Annotated in this window: 21 protein-coding genes and 1 pseudogene; 19 read left to right on the top strand and 3 right to left on the bottom strand. The window is 73.6% G+C overall.

Annotated features, from left to right (window positions below; translation table 11 throughout):
• The first annotated feature begins 146 nt into the window (after positions 1–146).
• Positions 147–959: a DUF4397 domain-containing protein gene (locus tag FA582_RS00720; RefSeq protein ID WP_010145986.1), complete on the top strand. Its 813-nt coding sequence runs from the start codon at positions 147–149 to the stop codon at positions 957–959.
• 3 nt (positions 960–962) lie between these two features.
• The gene (locus tag FA582_RS16270; protein ID WP_010145984.1) at positions 963–1,784 is read left to right on the top strand and encodes a class F sortase; all 822 of its coding nucleotides are present in this window, start codon (positions 963–965) and stop codon (positions 1,782–1,784) included.
• Between the two features lie 43 nt (positions 1,785–1,827).
• Here FA582_RS16270 and FA582_RS00735 read toward each other — a convergent pair whose 3' ends face one another.
• Complete coding sequence (locus tag FA582_RS00735) at positions 1,828–3,099, bottom strand: class I SAM-dependent methyltransferase (protein WP_010145983.1); 1,272 nt, start codon at positions 3,097–3,099, stop codon at positions 1,828–1,830.
• Between the two features lie 56 nt (positions 3,100–3,155).
• On the opposite strand from FA582_RS00735, the gene FA582_RS00740 reads away from it, so the two are divergent.
• The 17 genes and pseudogenes from FA582_RS00740 (at position 3,156) to FA582_RS00820 (ending at position 17,908) form a co-directional block, all read left to right on the top strand.
• Positions 3,156–3,695, top strand: coding sequence for an RNA polymerase sigma factor (locus tag FA582_RS00740; RefSeq protein WP_010145982.1), 540 nt, complete (start codon positions 3,156–3,158; stop codon positions 3,693–3,695).
• The gene (locus FA582_RS00745) at positions 3,692–4,360 is read left to right on the top strand and encodes an anti-sigma factor (RefSeq protein WP_010145981.1); all 669 of its coding nucleotides are present in this window, start codon (positions 3,692–3,694) and stop codon (positions 4,358–4,360) included. The genes FA582_RS00740 and FA582_RS00745 overlap by 4 nt, the downstream gene beginning before the upstream one ends.
• A gap of 76 nt (positions 4,361–4,436) precedes the next feature.
• Positions 4,437–4,973 carry a pyridoxamine 5'-phosphate oxidase family protein gene (locus tag FA582_RS00750; protein WP_010145980.1) on the top strand — a complete coding sequence of 179 codons (537 nt, stop codon included), beginning with the start codon at positions 4,437–4,439 and terminating at the stop codon, positions 4,971–4,973.
• A complete protein-coding gene (locus tag FA582_RS00755) occupies positions 4,970–5,410 on the top strand; it encodes a DUF2177 family protein (RefSeq protein WP_010145979.1) in 441 nt (146 codons plus the stop codon). Before FA582_RS00750 ends, FA582_RS00755 begins: the two co-directional genes overlap by 4 nt.
• Positions 5,407–6,207, top strand: a complete 801-nt coding sequence (locus tag FA582_RS00760; protein WP_010145978.1) for a tryptophan-rich sensory protein — start codon at positions 5,407–5,409, stop codon at positions 6,205–6,207. The genes FA582_RS00755 and FA582_RS00760 overlap by 4 nt, the downstream gene beginning before the upstream one ends.
• A 134-nt stretch (positions 6,208–6,341) precedes the next feature.
• Positions 6,342–7,580, top strand: coding sequence for an NAD(P)/FAD-dependent oxidoreductase (locus FA582_RS00765; protein ID WP_010145977.1), 1,239 nt, complete (start codon positions 6,342–6,344; stop codon positions 7,578–7,580).
• Complete coding sequence (locus tag FA582_RS00770) at positions 7,577–8,338, top strand: DUF1365 domain-containing protein (RefSeq protein ID WP_010145976.1); 762 nt, start codon at positions 7,577–7,579, stop codon at positions 8,336–8,338. The genes FA582_RS00765 and FA582_RS00770 overlap by 4 nt, the downstream gene beginning before the upstream one ends.
• Positions 8,339–8,712: 374 nt before the next feature.
• Positions 8,713–9,582, top strand: a pseudogene (locus FA582_RS00775) (class I SAM-dependent methyltransferase).
• 300 nt (positions 9,583–9,882) lie between these two features.
• Positions 9,883–10,602, top strand: coding sequence for a CPBP family intramembrane glutamic endopeptidase (locus FA582_RS00780; RefSeq protein ID WP_010145971.1), 720 nt, complete (start codon positions 9,883–9,885; stop codon positions 10,600–10,602).
• A gap of 3 nt (positions 10,603–10,605) precedes the next feature.
• Positions 10,606–11,535, top strand: a complete 930-nt coding sequence (locus FA582_RS00785; RefSeq protein WP_010145970.1) for an NAD(P)H-binding protein — start codon at positions 10,606–10,608, stop codon at positions 11,533–11,535.
• Between the two features lie 100 nt (positions 11,536–11,635).
• Positions 11,636–12,556: an ROK family protein gene (locus FA582_RS00790; protein ID WP_010145969.1), complete on the top strand. Its 921-nt coding sequence runs from the start codon at positions 11,636–11,638 to the stop codon at positions 12,554–12,556.
• Entirely contained in the window at positions 12,553–13,521 is a 969-nt protein-coding gene (locus tag FA582_RS00795; RefSeq protein WP_147899706.1) for a PfkB family carbohydrate kinase, read from the top strand. Before FA582_RS00790 ends, FA582_RS00795 begins: the two co-directional genes overlap by 4 nt.
• A 37-nt stretch (positions 13,522–13,558) precedes the next feature.
• The gene (locus FA582_RS00800; RefSeq protein ID WP_010145967.1) at positions 13,559–14,431 is read left to right on the top strand and encodes a class II fructose-bisphosphate aldolase; all 873 of its coding nucleotides are present in this window, start codon (positions 13,559–13,561) and stop codon (positions 14,429–14,431) included.
• Between the two features lie 50 nt (positions 14,432–14,481).
• Positions 14,482–15,543 (top strand): ABC transporter ATP-binding protein, encoded by a 1,062-nt coding sequence (locus tag FA582_RS00805; RefSeq protein ID WP_010145966.1) that lies wholly within the window; start codon positions 14,482–14,484, stop codon positions 15,541–15,543.
• 8 nt (positions 15,544–15,551) lie between these two features.
• Entirely contained in the window at positions 15,552–16,181 is a 630-nt protein-coding gene (locus FA582_RS00810) for an ABC transporter permease (protein ID WP_033228399.1), read from the top strand.
• Complete coding sequence (locus tag FA582_RS00815) at positions 16,178–16,867, top strand: ABC transporter permease (RefSeq protein ID WP_010145964.1); 690 nt, start codon at positions 16,178–16,180, stop codon at positions 16,865–16,867. Before FA582_RS00810 ends, FA582_RS00815 begins: the two co-directional genes overlap by 4 nt.
• 102 nt (positions 16,868–16,969) lie before the next feature.
• Positions 16,970–17,908 (top strand): ABC transporter substrate-binding protein, encoded by a 939-nt coding sequence (locus FA582_RS00820; protein ID WP_010145963.1) that lies wholly within the window; start codon positions 16,970–16,972, stop codon positions 17,906–17,908.
• Positions 17,909–17,918: 10 nt separating this feature from the next.
• Here the strand turns inward: FA582_RS00820 and FA582_RS00825 are convergent, their stop codons facing one another.
• Both FA582_RS00825 and FA582_RS00830 read right to left on the bottom strand, forming a co-directional pair.
• Positions 17,919–18,809, bottom strand: a complete 891-nt coding sequence (locus tag FA582_RS00825; RefSeq protein WP_141567424.1) for a MerR family transcriptional regulator — start codon at positions 18,807–18,809, stop codon at positions 17,919–17,921.
• A gap of 73 nt (positions 18,810–18,882) precedes the next feature.
• The gene (locus FA582_RS00830; protein ID WP_158640844.1) at positions 18,883–20,070 is read right to left on the bottom strand and encodes an amylo-alpha-1,6-glucosidase; all 1,188 of its coding nucleotides are present in this window, start codon (positions 20,068–20,070) and stop codon (positions 18,883–18,885) included.
• Positions 20,071–20,193: the final 123 nt, after the last annotated feature.

Genomic DNA, 20,193 nt, shown 5'->3' on the forward strand with positions numbered 1-20,193 from the left:
GCGGGCGCGCAACCGCTGCTGACCAGTGACGTCCACACCTTTCCCACAAACTGTGGACAAAGGGTGAATCCGCACCGGGGTCCTGGACGTAGTGGTGGGTGAGGGCGGAACAGGTCCGCCCCAGCTGCGATGAAGGAGCACCCCTCATGCGGAAGTTCACTGCCACCACCACGGCCGCGCTGCTCGCCGGCGTCGGCACGGCGGCGCTCGCCACCCCGGCCCTGGCCGACGGCCACGAGTCCACCGTGTCGGTCCTGCACGCCGTACCCGGCCTGACGGTCGACGTCTACGTCAACGGCGAGGAGACGGTCCCCGACTTCGAGCCCGGCACGCTCACGGACCCGCTGATGCTGGCCGAGGGCAGCTACGACATCGAGGTGTATGCCGACGGCGACGACCCCGAGTCCGCCGAGCCGGCGATCTCCGCGGAGGGCCTCGCGGTCCCTGCGGGGGCCAACCTCACCCTCGCCGCGCACCTCGCCGAGGACGGCACGCCGATGCTCTCGGCCTTCGTCAACGACACCTCGATGCTCGAGGCCGGCCAGGCCCGGCTCACCGTCCGCCACGCCGCCGCGGCGCCCGCGGTCGACGTCCGCGCCGGGGGCAGCCCGGTCATCGAGGGCCTCACCAACCCGAACGAGGAGGTCCTCGACCTCGAGGCCGCGATGGTGTCGGCCGACGTGGTGCTCGCGGGCACCGAGGACGTCGCGATCGGCCCGGCCGACCTGGACCTCGCCGAGGGCACCAACACCATCGTGTATGCCTGGGGCTCGGCCGAGGACGGCACCCTCGACCTCGCGGTGCAGACGATCGAGGGCCTGCACGGCGACCCGGGCGGCGTCCCCTCCGGTCAGGGCGGGCTCTCCTCCTCGACCGGAGCGCTGACCGTGCTCCTCATGGCCGGCGCTGCTGGCGCGGTGCTCGCCGGCAGCCGCCTGGTCCGTCGCGAGGTCGCCTGAGCCTTGCCTCGGACCCAGCCCCGCCGCGGCCGGTTCTCACCGGCCGCGGCGGCGGTCCTGCTCAGCTCGCTGGTGGTGGTGGCGCTCGCCCTGTGGGGCCTGCAGCGTGGACCGCTGCCGGCGGCCGCCGACTTCGGGTCGTCCGCCCCTGCGACGCCGTCGACCGAAGGGGGATCGGCGGTGCCCGGCGCCGCGGTGGGCCCTGTCACCACCGCGGCGCCCCTGGGCGGGGTCGTCACCCGTGCGGACCCCGATCGCGAGGCCGCCGACCGCGAAGGAGCCGATCGCGAGGAGACCGATCGCGCGGCCGACCGCACCCGGGTCCGGGTCGAGACGCCGGGGGTGAGGGACGCCTCCGTCGCGGCGGTGGCCCCGGACCCGGGCGGGGTCCCGGTGCGCCTGCTGGCGCCCACCCTCGGCCTCGACGTCCCGCTCGACGCCGTCGGGGTGACCGGTGACGGCCTCATGGAGATCCCGGAGGACGCCGACCGCGCCGGGTGGTACCGCTTCGGTCCGCAGCCGGGCGAGGACGGCTCGGCCGTCATCGCCGGGCACGTCGACGACCGGGAGGGACCGGGTGCCTTCCTGGCGCTCGACGGGGCGCGCGAGGGCACCCCGATCACCGTGGTGCGGGCCGACGGCACGGAGCTCGACTACACCGTGACGGCGCGCCGCACCACCGAGAAGAAGGAGCTCCCCGTCGATGACGTCTTCGACCGTGATGGTCCTGCGCGCCTGCAGCTCATCACCTGCACCGGTGAGTGGTCCGAGCGCGCCGGGAGCTACTCCGACAACCTCGTCATCACGGCGACGCCTGCCCGTTGACGGCGCCCGCGCCGACGAGGTGCCGTGCACCGCGCCCGCAGCCTCAGTCCGGCCGGCGGAGCAGCAGCTGGTCGACGCCCATCCGGCCAGCGGCGAAGGTCCAGGCGCCACCGGCGAGGTAGAGCTCCCACACCCGGGTGACCTCCTCGCCCACCATCTCGACCACCTCGGCGCGCCGCTGGCGCAGGCGCTCCTCCCAGGAGCGGATGGTCCAGGCGTAGTGCTCGCGCAGCGCCTGCACCCCCCGCAGCTCCAGGCCGGCCCGCTCGAGGAGCTGGATCGTCGCGCCGACCGGCCGCATCGACATGTCGGGGGCGATGAAGGACTCGATGAAGGGCCCGCCGCCCGGGTTCTTGCCCGGCCGGCTCATCTGCTGTACCAGCACGTGCGCACCGGGCGCGGCGAGACGGTGCAGGGTCGCGGCATACGTCGCGTAGTTCTTGTCGCCGACGTGCTCACCCATCTCGAGGGAGGCGACCGCGTCGAAGCCGGACTCCGGCACCTCGCGGTAGTCCTGCAGCCGCACGTCGACCCGGTCGGCCACCCCCTGCTCCTGCGCGCGCGCCTGCACGAAGGCCTGCTGCTCGCGGCTGATCGTCACCGCGGTGACCCGCGCCCCGTGCTCCCGGGCGGCGTGCAGCGTGAGCGACCCCCAGCCGCACCCGACGTCGACGAAGCGCTGGTCGGGGCGGGTGTGCAGGCCGAGCTTGCGGCAGACGAGGTCGAGCTTGTCGAACTGCGCCTGCTCCAGGGTGTAGGCCGCGTCCTCCCGGCCGTGGACCAGATCGGCTCCCTCGGCGGTGACGTAGGCGCAGGAGTAGGCCATCTGGTCATCGAGGATGAGCTCGTAGAAGTCGTTGGACAGGTCGTAGTGGTGGCTGATCGCCGCCCGGTCGCGGCCCAGGCTGTGCAGCCGCCCGGTGACCACGGCCTGGGAGGCGGGCGGCGCCGGGCGCGCGCCGAGGAGCCCGAGGTCCTTGGCGAGCAGGCCCACCCCGGCGACGGCCTTGGCGCGCTCGGCGGCGCTGGGCTGCGGCGCGCGGCGCAGCAGCTCGTCGCGGACCTGCGTGAGGGCTTCCCCGAGGTCGCCGTCGACGACGACCTCCCCGGTGACGAAGGCCTGCGCGGCCCCGAGCTCACCGGGCGACCACAGCAGGCGCCGCAGGGCCTGCGGGCTGGTGATCCGCACGGTCGGGGCGGTCGCGGGGTCGGCGCCGGCGGTGGACCCGTCCCAGGCGATCAGGTGGACCGGGAGCGGTCCGCCGGCCAGCGGCGTGAGCAGGGTGTCGAGGCGTGGGGCGACGGCGACGGGCATACCGCAGACCCTAGTCACCCCAGGCTGGCCGGGCGCACGTCGCCTAGGCTTGCGGCATGACCGGCGCCGGTGATGACGACGACGACATCGCCACCGCGTGGGTCCGTGGTGAGCGCGACGCCCTCGAGCGGGCCTACCGCCGCTGGTCCGGCCTCGTGCACGGGCTGGCCCGTCGCGCGGTGGGGGCCGATGGCGCGGACGACGTCACCCAGGTGGTGTTCGTCTCCGCGTGGCGGGGGCGCGACACCTACGACCCCTCGGCGGGACCGCTCGGCGCGTGGCTGGTCGGGATCACCCGCCGCCGGATCGTCGATGAGCTGCGCTCCCGGCAGCGCCAGGTGCCAGTCGCCGACGCGGCGCCCGAGGTCTCGGACGCCCAGGCCTGGACGGCCGCCGACAGCACCGACCTGCTCACGATCTACGAGGAGCTGGAACGCATCGGCGACCCCCAACGACGCATCATCCTGCTCGCCTACGTCGAGGACCTCACGCAACGGGAGATCGCCGAGCGGCTCGACCTCCCGCTCGGGACGGTCAAGACCCATACGAACCGAACACTGGCTCGGCTCCGAACACTCCTCGGAGGTGCGCGATGAACCCTGACCGGTATGCCGACCGGCCCGCGGGCGACCCCCCGGCCGATCGCGTCGAGGGTCTCCTGCGTCGGGCCGGCGACGTCTCCGCCGGCCCTCCGCCCGGCGTCTGGGAGGCAGTGCGTGCCGAGCTGACCGAGGACGAGCCCGCCCAGGGTGCCGTGGGCACCCCACGACGTGATGACCTCGCGGGCCGGCGTGGCGCCGACGGTGGGCGCCGCCCGGCCCGCTGGCCGCTGCTCGCCGCCGCGGCGGTCGGCGCGCTCGTGGCGTGGCTCGGCACCCAGGTGCTCGGCGCCGGCCCGGGCGCCAGCGAGGTCGTCGTGGCCGACGGCACCCTCGCCGAGCTCCCCGACGCGGGTGAGCCGGTCGAGGGCACGGCCCAGGTCGTCGCGGTCGACGGCGAGCAGCGGCTGCGGGTCGAGGTCGCCGAGCTGCCCGACGCCGGGGAGGGCTACCTCGAGGTCTGGCTGCTGCGGCCCGACCTCAGCGGCATGGTCACCGTCGGGGTGATCTCCGGCACCAGCGCGGAGTTCAGCCTCCCGGCCGGGGTCGACCTCGCGGACTACGCCGTCGTCGACATCTCCCGCGAGGCGCTCGACGGCGACCCCGCCCACGGCGGTCAGAGCGTGGTCCGCGGCGAGCTGAGGGACGCCTCCGCGGGATGAGGGAGCCCGGCTGTCCTAGACTGAACAAACCTTGTGCAAAACCTTGAACAAGGCACTTCCCGAAAGGCAGACGACCATGACTGAGCACCATGACTCCAGCCCCGCCGACCCGGTGACCGTCACCTCCGACCCCGAGGCCGTGGCGGAGGCCCACAAGGTCATGTCCGGGATGGACATCGCCATGCTCACGACGGTCGACTCCAGCTCCGGCGACGGACGGCTGACCAGCCGGCCGCTGTCGACCCAGGTCCACGAGGAGGACGGCGACGTGCTCTTCCTCGTGCGGGGCAGCAGCGCCGTGGTGAGCGACGTGCGCGCCCACCCCAACGTCAATGTCGCCTACTCCTCGATGAAGGCGTGGGTGTCCCTCGCGGGGACGGCCAGCATCATCGAGGACCGCGCGCTCGTCGAGCAGCTGTGGTCCAAGGGCGCCGACGCCTTCATGGAGGGCGGCCCGGAGAACCCCGACAACGTCGTGCTCAAGGTCAACGGCGACACCGTCATGTACTGGGGCGGCTCCTCCCTCGTCGGCACCGCCGTCGACACGCTCAAGATGGTCACCGGCAAGGGTGACCAGGAGGACCCCGGCCCGACCGTCGTCGAGCTGCCATGAGCGACGGCCGTCGCGAGGCGCGGCTGAGCCCCGGCCGGTGGCTCGCCTCCCTGGCGGCCACCGGCGTGGCCTTCGGCGCGCTGGACGCCCTCTGGCTCGGGGTCCTGGCCAAGGAGGAGTACGCCGACAGCTTCGGCTCGCTCATGGCCGACCCGATCAACGTGCCCGCGGCGGCCGCCTTCTACGGCATCTACACCGTGGGGCTCACCCACTTCGCGACCGCCCCGGGGGTGGCCTCGGGCAGCATCGCCCGCGCCGCCCTCCAGGGCGGGGCGCTGGGTCTGGTGGCCTATGCCGCCTACGACCTCACCAGCCTGGCCGTCATCGAGGGCTTCCCGGCCGACGTCGTCGGGCTCGACCTCGCCTGGGGCACGGTGGCCAGCGCCGCTGCTGCCGCCGTGGCCACCGCCCTGCTCCGCAGGAAGGCCGACCGGTGAGCACCCGCACCCAGCAGATCGTCGTGACCCTGGCCGCCCTCCTGTGGGTCGGCGGCACCCTCATCGGCCTCGGCCTGGTCGGCGGCGGCGGTGTGGAGAACCAGGGCGGTGGGCTCTTCTCCGACAGCGCCACCCTCATCGCACCGCAGGGCCCGGCCTTCTCCATCTGGTCGGTGATCTACCTCGGTCTCGCCGGGTATGTCGTGTGGCAGTGGCTCCCGGCCGTCGCCGACTCGCGCTGGGCACGGGTGACGAGGCTGCCCGCCGCCGCCGCCATCGCGCTCAACGGGTTGTGGCTCCTCGTCGTCTTCGCCGGCTGGATCGCCGTGTCGGTGCTCGTGATGATCGGCATCGTCCTCTCGCTCGGCCTCGTGCTGCGCCGCACCGCCGGTCTGCCCCGGCAGGGCCTCGGCGCGGACGTCTGGGTGTCGGCGACGTTCGGGCTCTACCTCGGGTGGATCTGCGTCGCCACCTGCGCCAACATCGCCTCCTGGCTGGTCGGCCTCGGCGTGCCCGTCGACACCACCCTCTCCACCTGGCTGACCGTGGCCGTGCTCGCCACCGTCGTCGCCATCGCCGCCGTGCTGCTGGGGCGCACCGACCAGCGCCTCTTCCAGATCGGGCTGGCGGCCGCCGTCGTCTGGGGCACCGCCTGGGTGTCCTCCGGCCGACTCACCGGCGAGCTGCGCTCCGACGTCGTCGGCGTCGCCGCGGCCCTCACGGCCCTGGTCGTCCTCGGCCTCGGGGTGTGGGCGGTCGCCCGCCGCCGTGGGGCGACACCCCAGACCGTCCGCTGACCCCACCCTGCCCCCACCCACCCCTTCCGACAGGCCATCACCCGCCGTGAGCGACCACCGACCTACCGCTGCCGTCATCGGCGCCCGGCATCGCCGGGCTGAGCGCGGCATACCACCTGCGGCGCACCCACCGGGTGCTCCTGCTGGAGGCCGATGACCGTCTCGGCGGGCACGCCGACACCCACGACGTCACGAGCCCGCAGGGCACCGACCTGCGCATCGACTCTGGGTTCATCGTGCACAACGACAAGACCTACCCGATGCTGCGCCGGATCTTCGCCGAGCTCGACATCCCCACGCAGGAGACGGAGATGTCGATGTCGATCACCTGCGACGAGTGCGGGCTCTCCTTCGCCGGCGCCAAGGGCATCAGCGGCCTGCTGGCGCAACCGACTCGGCTCCTGGACGGCCGCTACCGGCGGCTCCTGCGGGAGGTGCCCCGCTTCCACCAAGCGGCGCTCGCCGAGCTGGCCGACGCGCGGCGGGGCGAGGCGGCGCCCATCACCTGGGGCGGCTTCCTGCAGCGGGAGTCCTTCGACCCCTACTTCGTCCACCACTACGCCATCCCGCTCATCTCGTGCGTGTGGTCCTCCGGCCACGACGACGCCGCGGCCTACCCCGCGCACCACCTCTTCGAGTTCCTCGACCACCACGGCCTGCTCACCATCGGTGGGTCGCCGACCTGGCGCACGGTCGTCGGCGGCAGCCGGGTCTACGTCGAGGCGATCCGCTCCGCGCTTCTCGCCTCGGGCGCCACCGTGCGCACCGGAGCCCCCGTCCGGGGCATCGTCCGGCACGGCGACGGGGTGGACCTCACCATCGGTGGCGACGCCCCCGGGACCGAGCAGGTCGACCGCGTCGTGCTGGCCACGCACGCCGACGTGGCGCTGGAGATGCTCACCGACGCGACCGACGCCGAGCGCGCCGACCTGGCCTCGATCCGCTACTCGGTCAACCCGACCGTGCTGCATACCGACACCGCGGTGCTGCCGACCGCGCGCCGGGCCCGGGCCTCGTGGAACTACCGCCTCACCGGGTGCGCCGCCCGCGACGACCGGGTGCTCGTGAGCTACTGGATGAACAACCTGCACCGGCTGGACCCCGACGACGTCGCGGGCACCGACTACGTCGTCACCCTCAACCACGTCGGCCGGGTCGACCCCGGTCGGGTGCTGGTGGAGCGGCAGTACGCCCATCCGGTCTTCACGCACGAGGCGATCGAGGCGGCGGCGCGACTGCGCGAGGCGGGAGGGCCGCGCCTGGCCTTCGCCGGTGCGCACCTGGGGTGGGGCTTCCACGAGGACGGCGCGCGGTCTGGTCTCGGGGCGGTGCACAAGCTGGAAGGGGAGCTCGAGCTCGGCGGCGTGGCATGAGCCCGCTGGCCCTCGAACCGACCCGGGTCCCGGCCCTGGTCGTCGGCACGGTGGCCCACACCCGCCACCGGCCGGTGCGGCACGCCTTCCGCTACCGCGCCTACCAGTGGCTCGTGGACGTCGACGACCTGCCGGAGCACCACCTGCCGCGGTCCTGGCGCTGGGCCAGCCGGTTCAGCGCCGAGGACCACCTCGACGAGGGTCGCCTCGGCGGCGGCATCCGCGGTGACGTCACCCGTTTCCTCGCCCACCGTGGCGTCGAGCTGGAGCCCACCGACCGGGTCCTCATGCTGGCCAACGCCCGGGTCCTGGGCTACGTCTTCGACCCGCTCACCGTCTTCTGGTGCCTCGACCGCGACGACCGGGTGCGCGCTGTGGTGTTCGAGGTCCACAACACCTACGGCGAGCGCCACGCCTACCTCCTCGACGTCGACGAGGACGGTCGCTCGGGCATGGACAAGGCGTTCTACGTCTCGCCCTTCAACGACGTCTCGGGCCGGTATGCCGTGTCCCTGCGGCTGACCCCCGGCCGGGTCGCGGTGAGCATCGGGCTCGATCGCGACGGCGAGCGCGTCATCACGGCGGTGACCGACGGCCTACCCGAGCCGGCGACACCCCGCTCCCTGCGCCGGGTGGCGCTGCGGCACGCCCTCATGCCGCAGGTCGTCACCCTGCTCATCCGCCTGCACGGTCTGCGCCTGTGGCGCAAGCTGCCGCTGCAGGCACGTCCCCCCCACCCGAAGGAGGCTGTCCGATGACCGGACCCGCACCGATCCCCGTCCGCACCGACCCCGTGGGCCGGGCCCGCGCCGCGGCCGCGCGCCGGGTCATGGACCAGGTGCTGCGCCGGGTCGAGATCGAGGTGCTCACCGACCCTGCCGCGCCGGCACCGGCCGACCGTCCGGCCATCGTCATGCACGACGCGGAGAGCTTCTACGCCCGGCTGGGCGCCTCGCACAAGGTGGCGGTCGGCGAGGGCTACACCGAGGGCGACTGGAGCCCGGCGCCCGGCCACGACCTGGCCGCCGTGCTCATGCCCTTCGCCGAGCGCCTCTCCGACGGCCTGCCCGGGCCGGTGCGGGCCCTGCGCCACCTGGCCGACCAGGCCTTGCCGCGCTCGACGCGCAACACGATGACCGGGTCGCGGCGCAACATCGAGTCGCACTACGACCTGTCCAACGAGATGTTCACGGCCTTCCTCGACGAGTCGATGACCTACTCCTGCGCGCTCTTCGACGAGAACGAGCCGTGGGAGGCCCAGACCCTCGCCGACGCCCAGCTGCGCAAGGTCGACGCGGCCCTGGACCGCGCCGGTGTCCGGGACGGCACGCGGCTGCTGGAGATCGGGACCGGCTGGGGCACCCTGGCCATGCGGGCGGCGTAGCGCGGCGCGCAGGTGCTGACGATCACCCTGTCGCGGGAGCAGGCGGCGCTCGCCGAGAAGCGGATCGCCGAGGCCGGCCTGGCCGACCGGGTCGAGGTCCGGCTGCAGGACTACCGCGAGGTCGAGGGGGAGTTCGACGCCGCCGTGGTCTCGGTCGAGATGGTGGAGGCGGTCGGTGAGGAGTTCTGGCCGACCTACTTCGCCACGATCGACGCGCGGCTGGCCCCGGGCGGCACCGCGGTGGTGCAGGCGATCACCCTGCCGCACGACCGCTACCTGTCGACCCGTAACACCTACGGCTGGATCCAGAAGTACATCTTCCCCGGCGGGGCCCTGCCGAGCGTGGACGCCATCGAGCGCACCTGCACGGCGCACACGGGTCTGCGACTGCGGGAGTTCCACGCCTTCGGCCAGCACTACGCCGAGACGTTGCGCCGGTGGCGGACGACCTTCCTCGCGGCCTGGCCGACCGTGCAGGACCTCGGCTTCGACGAGCGGTTCCGGCGGATCTGGGAGTTCTACTTCGCCTACTGCCAGGCCGGTTTCACGGCGGGCTCGATCGACGTGGGCCAGGTCGTCCTCAGCCGGCCGACCCGCGGCCCGGTGGCCGCGGGCTGAGGCGGGGCGGGCACCCGCCCGCACCCCGGGTGGGCACGAGAGTCCGGGCCCGCACGAGGTATGCCCCGGGCCGCAGGTGCGGCGCCGGGGCATGTCTCGTGGTGCTGGGCGCCCCGAAGTCCCTGTCGGGGGCCGGTGGTCGCGGCGTTGAGCGCCGGGCGACCCGGAGGAGGTGTTGCGTGACACGTCACACCCTCCATCTGGCGCCAAGGAGCATCATGCTGCACAATGTTTGTCAAAGGATTGTCGGAGGCGAGCTTGAGGAGGCACGACGGTGCCGCGTGAGACAGGGTGGGGAGCGTGAATCCGGTCACAGAGCTGCGTGCCTTCCTGCGGGCCGCCCTGGTCACGCCGGTGCCGCGCGACCACCGTGACCCGCCGCAGGTCCTGCGCCGCCGGCGCGTCGTGTCGGTCCTCACCCTGCTGGCCGGCGCCGCCCTGCTGTGGTGGTCGCTGCAGCTCGAGCCGGGCAACCCGTGGTTCTACCTCGGCACGACCGCCCTCGCGGGCGTGTGGGTCGTGGGGGCCTTCGCGTCCGGGCGTCTCTACCTCGGCCGGGGGCATACCCGTGGCGGCCACTACGCCCGGCCGATCGTGCAGTCGCTGGCCCTGGGGCTCCTGCTGCTCGCGCTCTTCCTCGCCGGCGCCCTGGTCGTGGCCCGCGTCCCGGTGCTGGCCGGGCCGGTCGACGACCTGCTCGACCACGCGAGGTTCGCCTCCCTGCCGCTCGTCCTGCTCATCACCGTGGTCAACGGCATCGCCGAGGAGATCTTCTTCCGCGGCGCGCTCTACGCCGCGATCCCGCAACGGTGGACGGTGCTCGCCACCACCGCCGTGTATGCCCTCGCCACCGTCGGCTCCGGCGTGCCCCTCCTCGTCTTCGCCGCCGTCGTCATCGGCCTCGTGTGCGGGCTGCAGCGCCGGGTCACCGGCGGGATCCTCGGCCCGGCCATCACGCACGTCACCTGGTCCGCCGGGATGCTCCTGCTCCTCCCTCCCCTCCTACAGATCGTGAGCTGACCCATGACCGCATCGACCCCTGACACGCGACGGGCCCTGGTGACCGGGGCCACCGGCTACATCGGCGGGCTCATGGTGCCGCGCCTGCTGGAGGCCGGGCATACCGTCCGCGTGCTCACCCGCTCGGCCGACAAGCTCCCGCAGGAGTGGGCGGACCGGGTGCAGGTCAGCGAGGGTGACGCGAGCGAGCGCTCCGACCTCGAGTCCGCGCTCGCCGACGTCGACCTGGCCTACTACTTCATCCACTCGATGGACGGCTCGGGCGACTTCGTGGAGCGCGACCGCAGGTTGGCTCGCGAGTTCGGTCGTGCGGCGCGGGAGGCCGGTGTCGGGCGGATCGTCTACCTCTCCGGGCTGCACCCCCAGGGCAAGCTCTCCAAGCATCTGGCCTCCCGGGTCGAGGTCGGCGAGATCCTCATGGCCTCCGGTGTCCCGACCGCCGTCCTCCAGGCGGCCACCGTCATCGGGTCGGGCTCGGCGAGCTTCGAGATGCTGCGCCACCTCACCAAGCGGCTGCCGGTCATGGTGGCCCCCAAGTGGCTCAAGAACCGGATCCAGCCGATCGGGATCGACGACGTGCTGCACTACCTCGTGGCCGCCGCCGACCTGCCCCCGGAGGTCAACCGCACCTTCGACATCGGCGGCCCCGACGTGCTGACCTACCGCGCGATGATGCAGGGCTTCGCGGAGGAGACCGGCCTGGCGCACCGGCTCATCGTCACCGTGCCGGTGCTCACCCCGTGGTTGGCCAGCCACTGGGTCGGCCTGGTCACCCCGGTCGACGCGGGGGTCGCCAAGCCGCTCGTCGGCTCGCTGGTCCACGAGGTCGTGTGCCAGGAGGACGACCTGCGCGACCTCGTCGGTGCACCCCCCGGCGGGGCGACGCCCTACCGCGACGCGGTCCGCGCCGCCGTGGGTGGGGCCCGTCGGTAGGTCCGGGAGCGCGTGGCCGGGCCACTCTTCTGCGTGATCGTGCGCTAATCTGCCTCCAAGTCATCACAAACACTCACGACGATAGTGGGGAGGAGGCCCCGTGGCCGCTGCGGACCGCGCCAGGCTGCCCGCCGTCGGCATCGACATCGGCGGCACCCGGACGAAGTCGGTGGCCCTGACCCGCGGGGGTGACGAGGGGCTGGACCGCGCCACCCACGTCGTGCACGACACCCCGGACGACCTCGGTGCGGGCCTCGTCGACCACGTCCGCCGCATCCTGCGCGACCTCGACGTGACACCGGCCCGGCTCGGGGTCGTGGTCCCCGGGCTCGTCGACGACCGGGCGGGTCAGGTGCAGTGGGCCGCCAACGTCGGGCTGCGCGACCTCGACCTGCGGGCCCTGCTCACCCGAGAGCTCCAGCTCCCGGTCGCCGTCGGGCACGACGTGCGGGCCGGGCTGCTGGGCGAGCACCGCTTCGGTGCCGCCCGAGGCGTCGACGACGTGCTCTTCGTCCCCGTCGGGACCGGGTTGGCCGGGGCCCTGCTCACCGGCGGGCGCCTGGTCACGGGGTCGGTCTGGACCGGCGAGATCGGCCACGTCGTCGTCGACCCCGAGGGGCCGCCGTGCGGGTGCGGTGGGCGGGGCTGCCTCGAGGCGGTCGCCAGCGCGGGAGCCCTCGGCCGGCTCTGGAGCGAGACGACCGGCGCCCGGCGCGACGCCCGGGATCTCCTCGGGGCGGTCGGCGCCGGTGACTCCCGCGCCCAGCGCCTCCTCGACGCGGCGGTGGGGGCGTTGGCGGGGGTGCTGGCCCCGGTGGTCGCTGCGGCCGGCACCGAGCGGGTCATCCTCGGCGGCGGGCTGGCGCAGGCCGGGGAGAGGCTCCGGGAGCCGGTCGACGCGCGCCTGCGGGCGCTGCTGCCCGGCCGCACGGTGCAGGTGCGGCTCGCTTCGCTGGGCGACCGCGCCGCCGCCCTCGGCGCCCTGGTCCTCGGGCAGGAGCAGGAGCAGGTGACGGCGTGATCGTCACGCTCACGCCCAACCCGGCGATCGACCTCACCTACCGGGTCGACCGGCTGCACGTGGGGGAGTCCGCCCGCGTCGACGCCCCGGCCCGACGGGCGGGGGGCAAAGGGGTCAACACCGCGGCGGTGCTCACCCTCATGGGGGTCCCGGCGCTCTCGGTCGTGCACCTCGACGCGGCGACGGCGTCGTGGTGGGGGGCGCAGCTGGAGGAGCGGGGGATCGGCTCCCGCGTCGTGGTCGTGGACGACCCCTACCGGACCGGCGCCAGCGTCGCCGTCGTGGACGATCAGGGCGCCGCGACGGTCCTCAACGAGCCTGGTGCGGCTCCGCCGCCGCAGGTATGGCGTGCGCTGTCGGGTCTCGTCCTGGAGCAGCTGGAGCACCCTGCCGACCCCGGCAGCCGCCACGTGCTCGCCCTCTGCGGGAGCCTGCCCGAGGGGCTGGCCCCGGCGGCCGTCGGGGCGCTGGTCGCCGAGGCCGGGCGGCGCTGGGCGGCGGTCGTCGTCGACGGCTCGGCGCGGCCCTGGAGGCCGCCCTGCCCGCGCGCCCGGCCGTGGTCAAGCCCAACCAGGCCGAGGCCGCCGCCACCACCGGGCGAGGTCGACCCGGTGGCCTCCGCCAGGGCGCTGGTGGCCGCTGGTGCGCGAGCCGCGCTCATCAGCTGCGGTGCGGACGGCGTCGTGCTCGTCTCCGGGGAGGGGGCCGCGGAGGTGGTGCGGACCGCACGCCCCGGCGAGCGACTCACCGGCAACCCGGCCGGTGCCGGGGACGCCGCGACCGCGGCGGTCGCCGCCCACCTGGCCGGCGTCGGCATACCGGACCACGACGCGCTGCTGCGCGACGTCGTCGCGTGGTCGGCGGCCGCCGTGCTCTCCCCGCTGGCCGGTGACCTCGACCCCGCCGACGTGGCCCGGCAGCGGCCACTCGTCCGGCTCGACGGGCCACCCCCGACCTCCGCGTGACCCTCAGACCCCCAGCAGATCTCCCCTGGAGCCGACCATGCCCCTGAGCACCCTCACCCCGATCCTGCGGCGCGCCCGTGAGAAGGGTCAGGGGGTCGCGGCGTTCAACGTCATCCAGCTCGAGGACGCCGAGGCCTACGTCGCGGCAGCCGAGGAGGCTGGACGGCCCATGGTCCTGCAGATCAGCGAGAACTGCGTGCGCTACCACGGCAGTCTGCGCCCCCTGGCGCTCGCCTCGCTGGCCCTGGCCGAGGCATGCGCCCAGCCCGTCGTGGTCCACCTCGACCACGCCGAGAGCACCGATCTCGTCCGGGAGGCGGTCGAGCTCGGTCTGTCCTCCGTGATGTTCGACGGGTCCCACCTCGACGACGAGCAGAACCGCCGGGTCACCGCGCAGATGGTTCAGCTGTGCCACGCTGCGGGGGTCAGCATCGAGGCCGAGCTGGGGGAGGTCGGCGGCAAGGACGGCGTCCACGCCCCCGGGGTGCGGACCGACCCCGGTGACGCCGCGCGCTTCGTGGCCGACACCGGCGTCGACGCGCTCGCCGTCGCGGTCGGCAGCTCCCACGCGATGACCACCCGGACCGCCGCGCTGGACCTCGACCTCATCGACGAGCTGGCCCGCCGCGTCCCGGTGCCGCTGGTGCTGCACGGCTCCTCCGGGGTCGCCGACGACGGGCTCGCCGCGGCCGTGCGCGTCGGGATGACCAAGATCAACCTCGCCACCCACCTCAACGTCGTCCTCACCGAGGCGATCCGCTCGACGCTGGTCTCCACGGACACCGTCGACCCCCGGCGTTACCTCGGTGCCGGCCGGTCCGCGGTGTGCAGGGGGAGGCGCGGCGTCTGCTCGCGCTGCTGGCGGGCCCGGAGCAGGGGGCGGCACCCCCGCGCTGAGGCGGGCGCGTGAGGCGTCGGCACGAGTCGCCTCTGTCGGTGCGGCACCGTAGGGTCAGGGCGATGATTCGGTTCGAGTCCGTGACCAAGCGGTACCCCGACGGCACCACCGCCGTGGACGACCTGTCCCTGGAGGTGCCGCGGGGCGACATCACCGTCTTCGTGGGCCCGTCGGGCTGCGGCAAGACCACGAGCCTGCGCATGATCAACCGCATGGTCGAGCCGACCGAGGGGCGGATCCTCATCAACGACGAGGACGTCGCGCAGCGCAAGCCGGCCCAGCTGCGCCGCTCGATCGGCTACGTCATCCAGCACGCCGGGCTGTTCCCGCACCGCACCGTCCTGGCCAACGTCATGACGGTGCCGACCCTCATCGGGTGGGACAAGGGGCGGGCCCGGACCGCCGCGATGGAGGCGATCGAGAAGGTCGGTCTCACCGCCGACCAGGCCTCGCGCTACCCCGCCCAGCTCTCCGGCGGTCAGCAGCAGCGCGTGGGCGTCGCCCGGGCGCTCGCCAGCGACCCTGAGGTCGTCCTCATGGACGAGCCGTTCAGCGCGGTCGACCCGCTGGTCCGCACCGACCTCCAGAACGAGGTCCGACGCCTGCAGCGCGAGCTCGGCATCACCGTCGTCCTCGTCACCCACGACATCGACGAGGCGATCAGCCTCGGCGACCACGTCGCGGTGATGCGCCAGGGCGGCCACCTGGCCCAGCTCGCGACCCCCGGCGAGCTGCTCACCGAGCCCGCCGACGACTTCGTCGCGAGCTTCGTCGGCAAGGACCGCGGCTACCGCAAGCTCGGCTTCACCGAGGCCCGGATCCAGCCCGGCCCGGAGGCGACGGTCACCCTGGGTGAGGACGTCGCCGCAGGGCGAGGCTGGGTGCTCGTCGTCGACGAGGCCCAGGAACCGCTGGGGTGGGTGGACCGCGACGGCTCGGGCGGCCCGGTGCGCCAGGAGGAGCTGCACCGTATGGGGTCGCTCGCCGACGTCGGTGACAGCGCCCGGGTGTTCCTCGACGCCGCGCTGTCGGCGCCGTCCGGTCGCGGCGTCGTCGTCGAGGGTGGCCGCGTCGTCGGGACGGTGCGGGCCCAGCAGGTCCTCGAGGCCCTGGGGCGCGCGTGATCGGCGGGGTGGCCTGGTCCACGATCGGGGACCTCCTGCTGCGCCACCTCTACCTCGCCGGGGTGCCGCTGCTGCTGGGTCTGCTCATCAGCCTCCCGCTCGGGTGGCTGGCGACGCGCTACCGCTGGGTGGCGCCGCCGATGATCGCGGGCACCGGCCTGCTCTACACCATCCCGTCGCTGGCGTTGTTCATCCTGCTGCCGCTGGTGCTGGGCACCCGGGTCCTCGACGACGCCAACGTGCTCGTCGCCATGACCCTCTACTCCGTGGCCCTGCTCACCCGGACGGTGGCCGACGGGCTCGGCTCGGTCCCGGGAGCGACCCGGCAGGCCGCGACGGCGATGGGCTACGGCGAGCTGCGGCGCACCCTGGTCGTCGACCTGCCGCTCGCCGTGCCTGTCATCACGGCCGGGTTGCGGGTCGCCGCGGTGAGCAACGTCTCGATCGTCTCGGTGGCCGCGCTCATCGGCGTCAGCCAGCTCGGTCAGCTGTTCACCGAGGGTTTCAACCGCAACGACATGGGGCCCATCCTCGTCGGGATCGGCGCCTGCGTGGCGCTGGCCCTGGTGCTCGACGCGGGGATCGCGCTGCTCTCCCGGGCCTTGACCCCGTGGCTCCGGACGGGGGTGGCCCGATGATCGGCCTCACCTGGCAGTGGCTCACCGATCCCGCCACCTGGACCGGCCCCGGCGGCATCCTCGCCCAGAGCCTCACGCACCTGCGGATCTCGCTCATCGCTCTGGTGCTCGCGGCGCTGGTCGCGGTGCCGGTCGGCCTCTTCATCGGGCATACCGGCCGCGGTCGCTGGCTGGCGATCAACCTCGCCGGTGCGTTCCGGGCGATCCCCTCGCTCGGCGTGCTCTTCGTCGCCACCCTCATCCTGCTGCCCCGGCTCGAGGGTGACCTGGCCTTCGAGCTGCCGGTCATCCTCGTCCTCGTCCTGCTCGCCGTCCCGCCGATCCTCTCGGGCACCTATGCCGGGGTGGAGGCGGTCGACCCCGCCGCGCGTGATGCCGCCCGGGGCGTGGGGATGACCGAGGCCCAGATCCTGTGGCAGGTGGAGGTCCCGGCGGCACTGCCGTTGCTGCTCTCCGGGCTGCGCTCGGCCATGCTGCAGATCATCGCCACCGCCACCATCGCCGCGATCGTCGGGATCGGCGGGCTCGGGCGCTACCTCATCGACGGGCAGGCCTCGCGCCAGTACGACGTCATGGCTGGGGGAGCGATCGTCGTGGCGCTGCTGGCGCTGCTCGTCGACCTCGTCATGGCCGGGATCCAACGGCTCGTCGTCTCACCCGGGCTCGTGGTGGCCAAGGAGCACTGATGGCGCACCGATCTCGTGACCACATCGTGACCTGGGCGCGGCATACCGCGCTCGGGCCGGACGTTTGACCAAGCAACCGAACCCCACCGGGAGGACCCCCTCATGCGCCGCACCGCAGTGATCACCCTCGCCCTGAGTGCCACCCTCGGCCTCGCCGCCTGCGGCGGCGGAGGCGACCCCATGGACACCGACACCGGCGGCGACAACGCCGACGCCGGCAGCAGCGGTGAAGCCGGCGGCGACGCCGGCAGCCTCACCATCGGCTCGGCCAACTTCCCGGAGAACGAGCTGCTCGCCGAGATCTACGCCGCGGCCCTCGACGACGCCGGGGTGGAGGTCGACACCCAGCTCAACATCGGCAGCCGCGAGGCCTACATCGCCGGCATCGAGGACGGCTCGATCGACGCCATCCCCGAGTACACCGGTGGCCTCGCGACCTTCCTCAACCCCGAGATCACCGCGACCTCCTCCGAGGATGTCCTGGCCGACCTGCAGGAGAACCTCCCCGAGGAGATGCAGGTGCTGGAGATCAGCGAGGCCGAGGACAAGGACTCCCTCGTCGTCACCGCCGAGACGGCCGAGGAGCTCGACCTCACGAGCATCGCCGACCTGGCCGACCACGCCGGCGACCTGACCCTTGGCGGACCGCCGGAGTTCGAGAGCCGGCCCAACGGCGTCGACGGGCTGAGCGAGGTCTACGGCCTGGAGTTCGCCAGCTTCCGGTCCCTGGCGGCGGGCGCCAACCTCACCGTGCAGTCCCTGGCCAACGGCCAGGTCGACGTCGCCAACATCTTCACCACCAACCCGGCCATCGAGGAGAACGACTTCGTCGTGCTCGAGGACCCGGAGTCCCTCTTCGCCGCCCAGAACGTCGTGCCCCTCATCCGGGCCGATGCGGTCACCCCGACCATCGAGGAGACCCTCAACGAGGTCTCGGCCGCGCTGGACACCGACAACCTCACCTCGATGATGGTGCAGGTGCAGAGCGAGGGCGAGGACCCGGCGGAGGTCGCCCGGGAGTTCGTCGACGAGAACCTCTGAGCGGAGCCCGTCAGCGCCGCAGGAGGTCGCGCGACACGGTGCGCGCGGCCTCCACGGCGGAGGGTGGCAGCGGGGTGCCGAGTGCGCGGTCGGCCGTGCCGTGGCCCCCGACCCACGCCCGCAGGGTGGGGTGGGACTCCTCGAGGCTCGCGATGAGCTCGGCCGCCGCCTCGGCGTCCCGGGGCATCGGCACCGAGACCACCACCCCGGCGGGGTTCAGGGTCCGGACCGAGTGCTCCCAGCTGGCGTGCGGGACATCCGCGCCGAGGAAGCGCACGTCGATGCCCTGCCGGCGCAGGCAGACGGCGAAGGCCAGCGCCCCGAGCTGGTGCAGCGCCCCCGCAGGCAGGCCCACGAGCGCGACGGGCGCGCCCTCGTTGAGCCCGGCTGCGTCGAAGGCCGCCGAGAGGCGTCGGTGGACGGCGGCCGACACGAAGTGCTCGCTGCCGACGTCGACCTCCCCCCGCTCCCAGGCCCGACCCAGCTCGGTGAGGGCGGGCATGAGCCAGCCCTCCAGCGCGTGCTCGAAGGACACCTTGGACAACGCGCGGTCGAGCACCCGGGTGAGCAGCTGCTGGTCGTAGCGCTGGGCGGCCTCGATGAGGTCGGCGACCGGCGGTCCGTCCACGCTGCGGAACTCGGCGGTGGCGTTCTGCACCGACTCCTCGTCCCGCACCTGGGTGGCCGCGAGCGAGGCCGGGCTCCCCTCGCGGACGAGCTCGGCCATACGGGTGAGGCGGCGCACGTCGGCCTGGTCGTAGAGCCGGTAGCGCGAGGAGCTGCGCTGCGGGGCGACGACGGCATACCGACGCTCCCAGGCACGCAGGGTGGCCGGTGCCACACCGGTGAGATCCGCCACCTGCTTGACGGTGTAGCGCGCCTGCCCCATCGCTGCGGCCACCTCTCCAGCTGTGACAAAAGTGTGACGATCGTTGAACAACTTCGACGATGCTACCGCGTGGACGGTCCCTGGGTCAGGACCGTGGCTCCGGGCCCCCTTCGAGCGTCAGCTCCTCGCCCGCCACCGTGACCCCCTGCAGGCGCCACTGACGCGGCAGCACCCCCGACGGGTCGGTCCGCACGACCCCGCCCGGCACGTCGACCTCCAGCCCGACGGCGGCGGTCATGAGGACGCCGGCGGTCGCGGCCGACCACGCCTGCGGCCGGCATGACGCGGGGTAGGGCACCGCGGTGGACCCCAGGGGCTCACCGGAGGTGAGCTCCGGGAAGCGCCCGTCCACGGCCTGGGCCAGTCGCAGCAGCGCCTCGATGACGATGTCCGCCTCGGCCCGGTGACCGGTGGCGACCAGGCCGCGCAGCGCGATCGCGGTGTCGTGGGTCCAGACCGATCCGGTGTGGTAGCCGAGCGGGTTGTAGGCCGGGTTGTCCGCGGACAGCGTGGCCACGCCGAAGGGGGTGAGCAGGTCGGGTCGCATGAGCCGGCGGACGACGCGTGCCGACTCCTCCTCGGTGAGCAGGCCCGTCTCCAGGACGTGCCCCATGTTGGACCCGACGCCATCGACCGGGCGTCCGTCGCGGTCCAGCGCCATGGCGAGGTAGGCCTCCTCGCCCGAGCCGACCCAGAAGTGGTCGCGGACCCGACCGGCCAGGGCGTCCGCCCACGAGCGCCACCCGGCGGGGTCGCCCTCGCCGAGCGCCTCGAGGAGCCGGGCCGCGCCGCGGGCAGCTTCCACGGCATACCCCTGGGCCTCGAGCAGGGCGATGGGGGCCGGGGCGATGCTGCCGTCGGCGCGGCGCATGGCGTCGCCGGAGTCCTTCCACCCCTGGTTGGACAGGCCGTGCCCGGAGTCGTCGAGGTAGCGCAGCAGGCCGTCCGTGGACTGCGCGACGCTGCGCTCCATCCAGCCCAGCGCCGCCTGGAGGGTGGGGAGGAACTCGCGCAGGCCCTCGGTGGGCAGGCCGAACCGCCACGTGTCGTGCAGCAGGCAGATCCACAGCGGGGTGGCGTCGACCGTGCCGTAGTAGAGCGGCGGCAGCGCGATCTCGTGGTCCTCGAAGGAGGCGCGCCGCACCTCGTGCAGGATCTTGCCGACCTCCGCCGCGGTGGCCAGGTCGTGCGTCTCGCCGGTGAGGATGGCTGCGCGTGCACCGATCCTTCCCGCCCGGGGTGGCTGGGGTGGTGAGGATGCCTGCGCGTGCACCGATCCTTCCCGCCCGGGGTGGCTGTGGTGGTGAGGATGGCTGCGCGTGCACCGATCCTTCCCGTGTGGGGTGGCACTTGTGGTGAGGATGGCTGCGCGTGCACCGATCCTTCCCGCCCGGGG

The organism is Serinicoccus profundi, assembly GCF_008001015.1.
In the GTDB taxonomy this organism is placed as follows: Bacteria; Actinomycetota; Actinomycetes; order Actinomycetales; family Dermatophilaceae; genus Ornithinicoccus; species Ornithinicoccus profundi.

Bases quoted from the DNA above. Each gene is read 5' to 3' on its own strand.
- FA582_RS00720 (WP_010145986.1), top strand. From the start codon at position 147: ATGCGGAAGTTCACTGCCACCACCACGGCCGCGCTGCTCGCCGGCGTC.
- FA582_RS00735 (WP_010145983.1), bottom strand. From the start codon at position 3,099: ATGCCCGTCGCCGTCGCCCCACGCCTCGACACCCTGCTCACGCCGCTG.
- FA582_RS00740 (WP_010145982.1), top strand. From the start codon at position 3,156: ATGACCGGCGCCGGTGATGACGACGACGACATCGCCACCGCGTGGGTC.
- FA582_RS00745 (WP_010145981.1), top strand. From the start codon at position 3,692: ATGAACCCTGACCGGTATGCCGACCGGCCCGCGGGCGACCCCCCGGCC.
- FA582_RS00750 (WP_010145980.1), top strand. From the start codon at position 4,437: ATGACTGAGCACCATGACTCCAGCCCCGCCGACCCGGTGACCGTCACC.
- FA582_RS00755 (WP_010145979.1), top strand. From the start codon at position 4,970: ATGAGCGACGGCCGTCGCGAGGCGCGGCTGAGCCCCGGCCGGTGGCTC.
- FA582_RS00770 (WP_010145976.1), top strand. From the start codon at position 7,577: ATGAGCCCGCTGGCCCTCGAACCGACCCGGGTCCCGGCCCTGGTCGTC.
- FA582_RS00785 (WP_010145970.1), top strand. From the start codon at position 10,606: ATGACCGCATCGACCCCTGACACGCGACGGGCCCTGGTGACCGGGGCC.
- FA582_RS00800 (WP_010145967.1), top strand. From the start codon at position 13,559: ATGCCCCTGAGCACCCTCACCCCGATCCTGCGGCGCGCCCGTGAGAAG.
- FA582_RS00805 (WP_010145966.1), top strand. From the start codon at position 14,482: ATGATTCGGTTCGAGTCCGTGACCAAGCGGTACCCCGACGGCACCACC.
- FA582_RS00815 (WP_010145964.1), top strand. From the start codon at position 16,178: ATGATCGGCCTCACCTGGCAGTGGCTCACCGATCCCGCCACCTGGACC.
- FA582_RS00820 (WP_010145963.1), top strand. From the start codon at position 16,970: ATGCGCCGCACCGCAGTGATCACCCTCGCCCTGAGTGCCACCCTCGGC.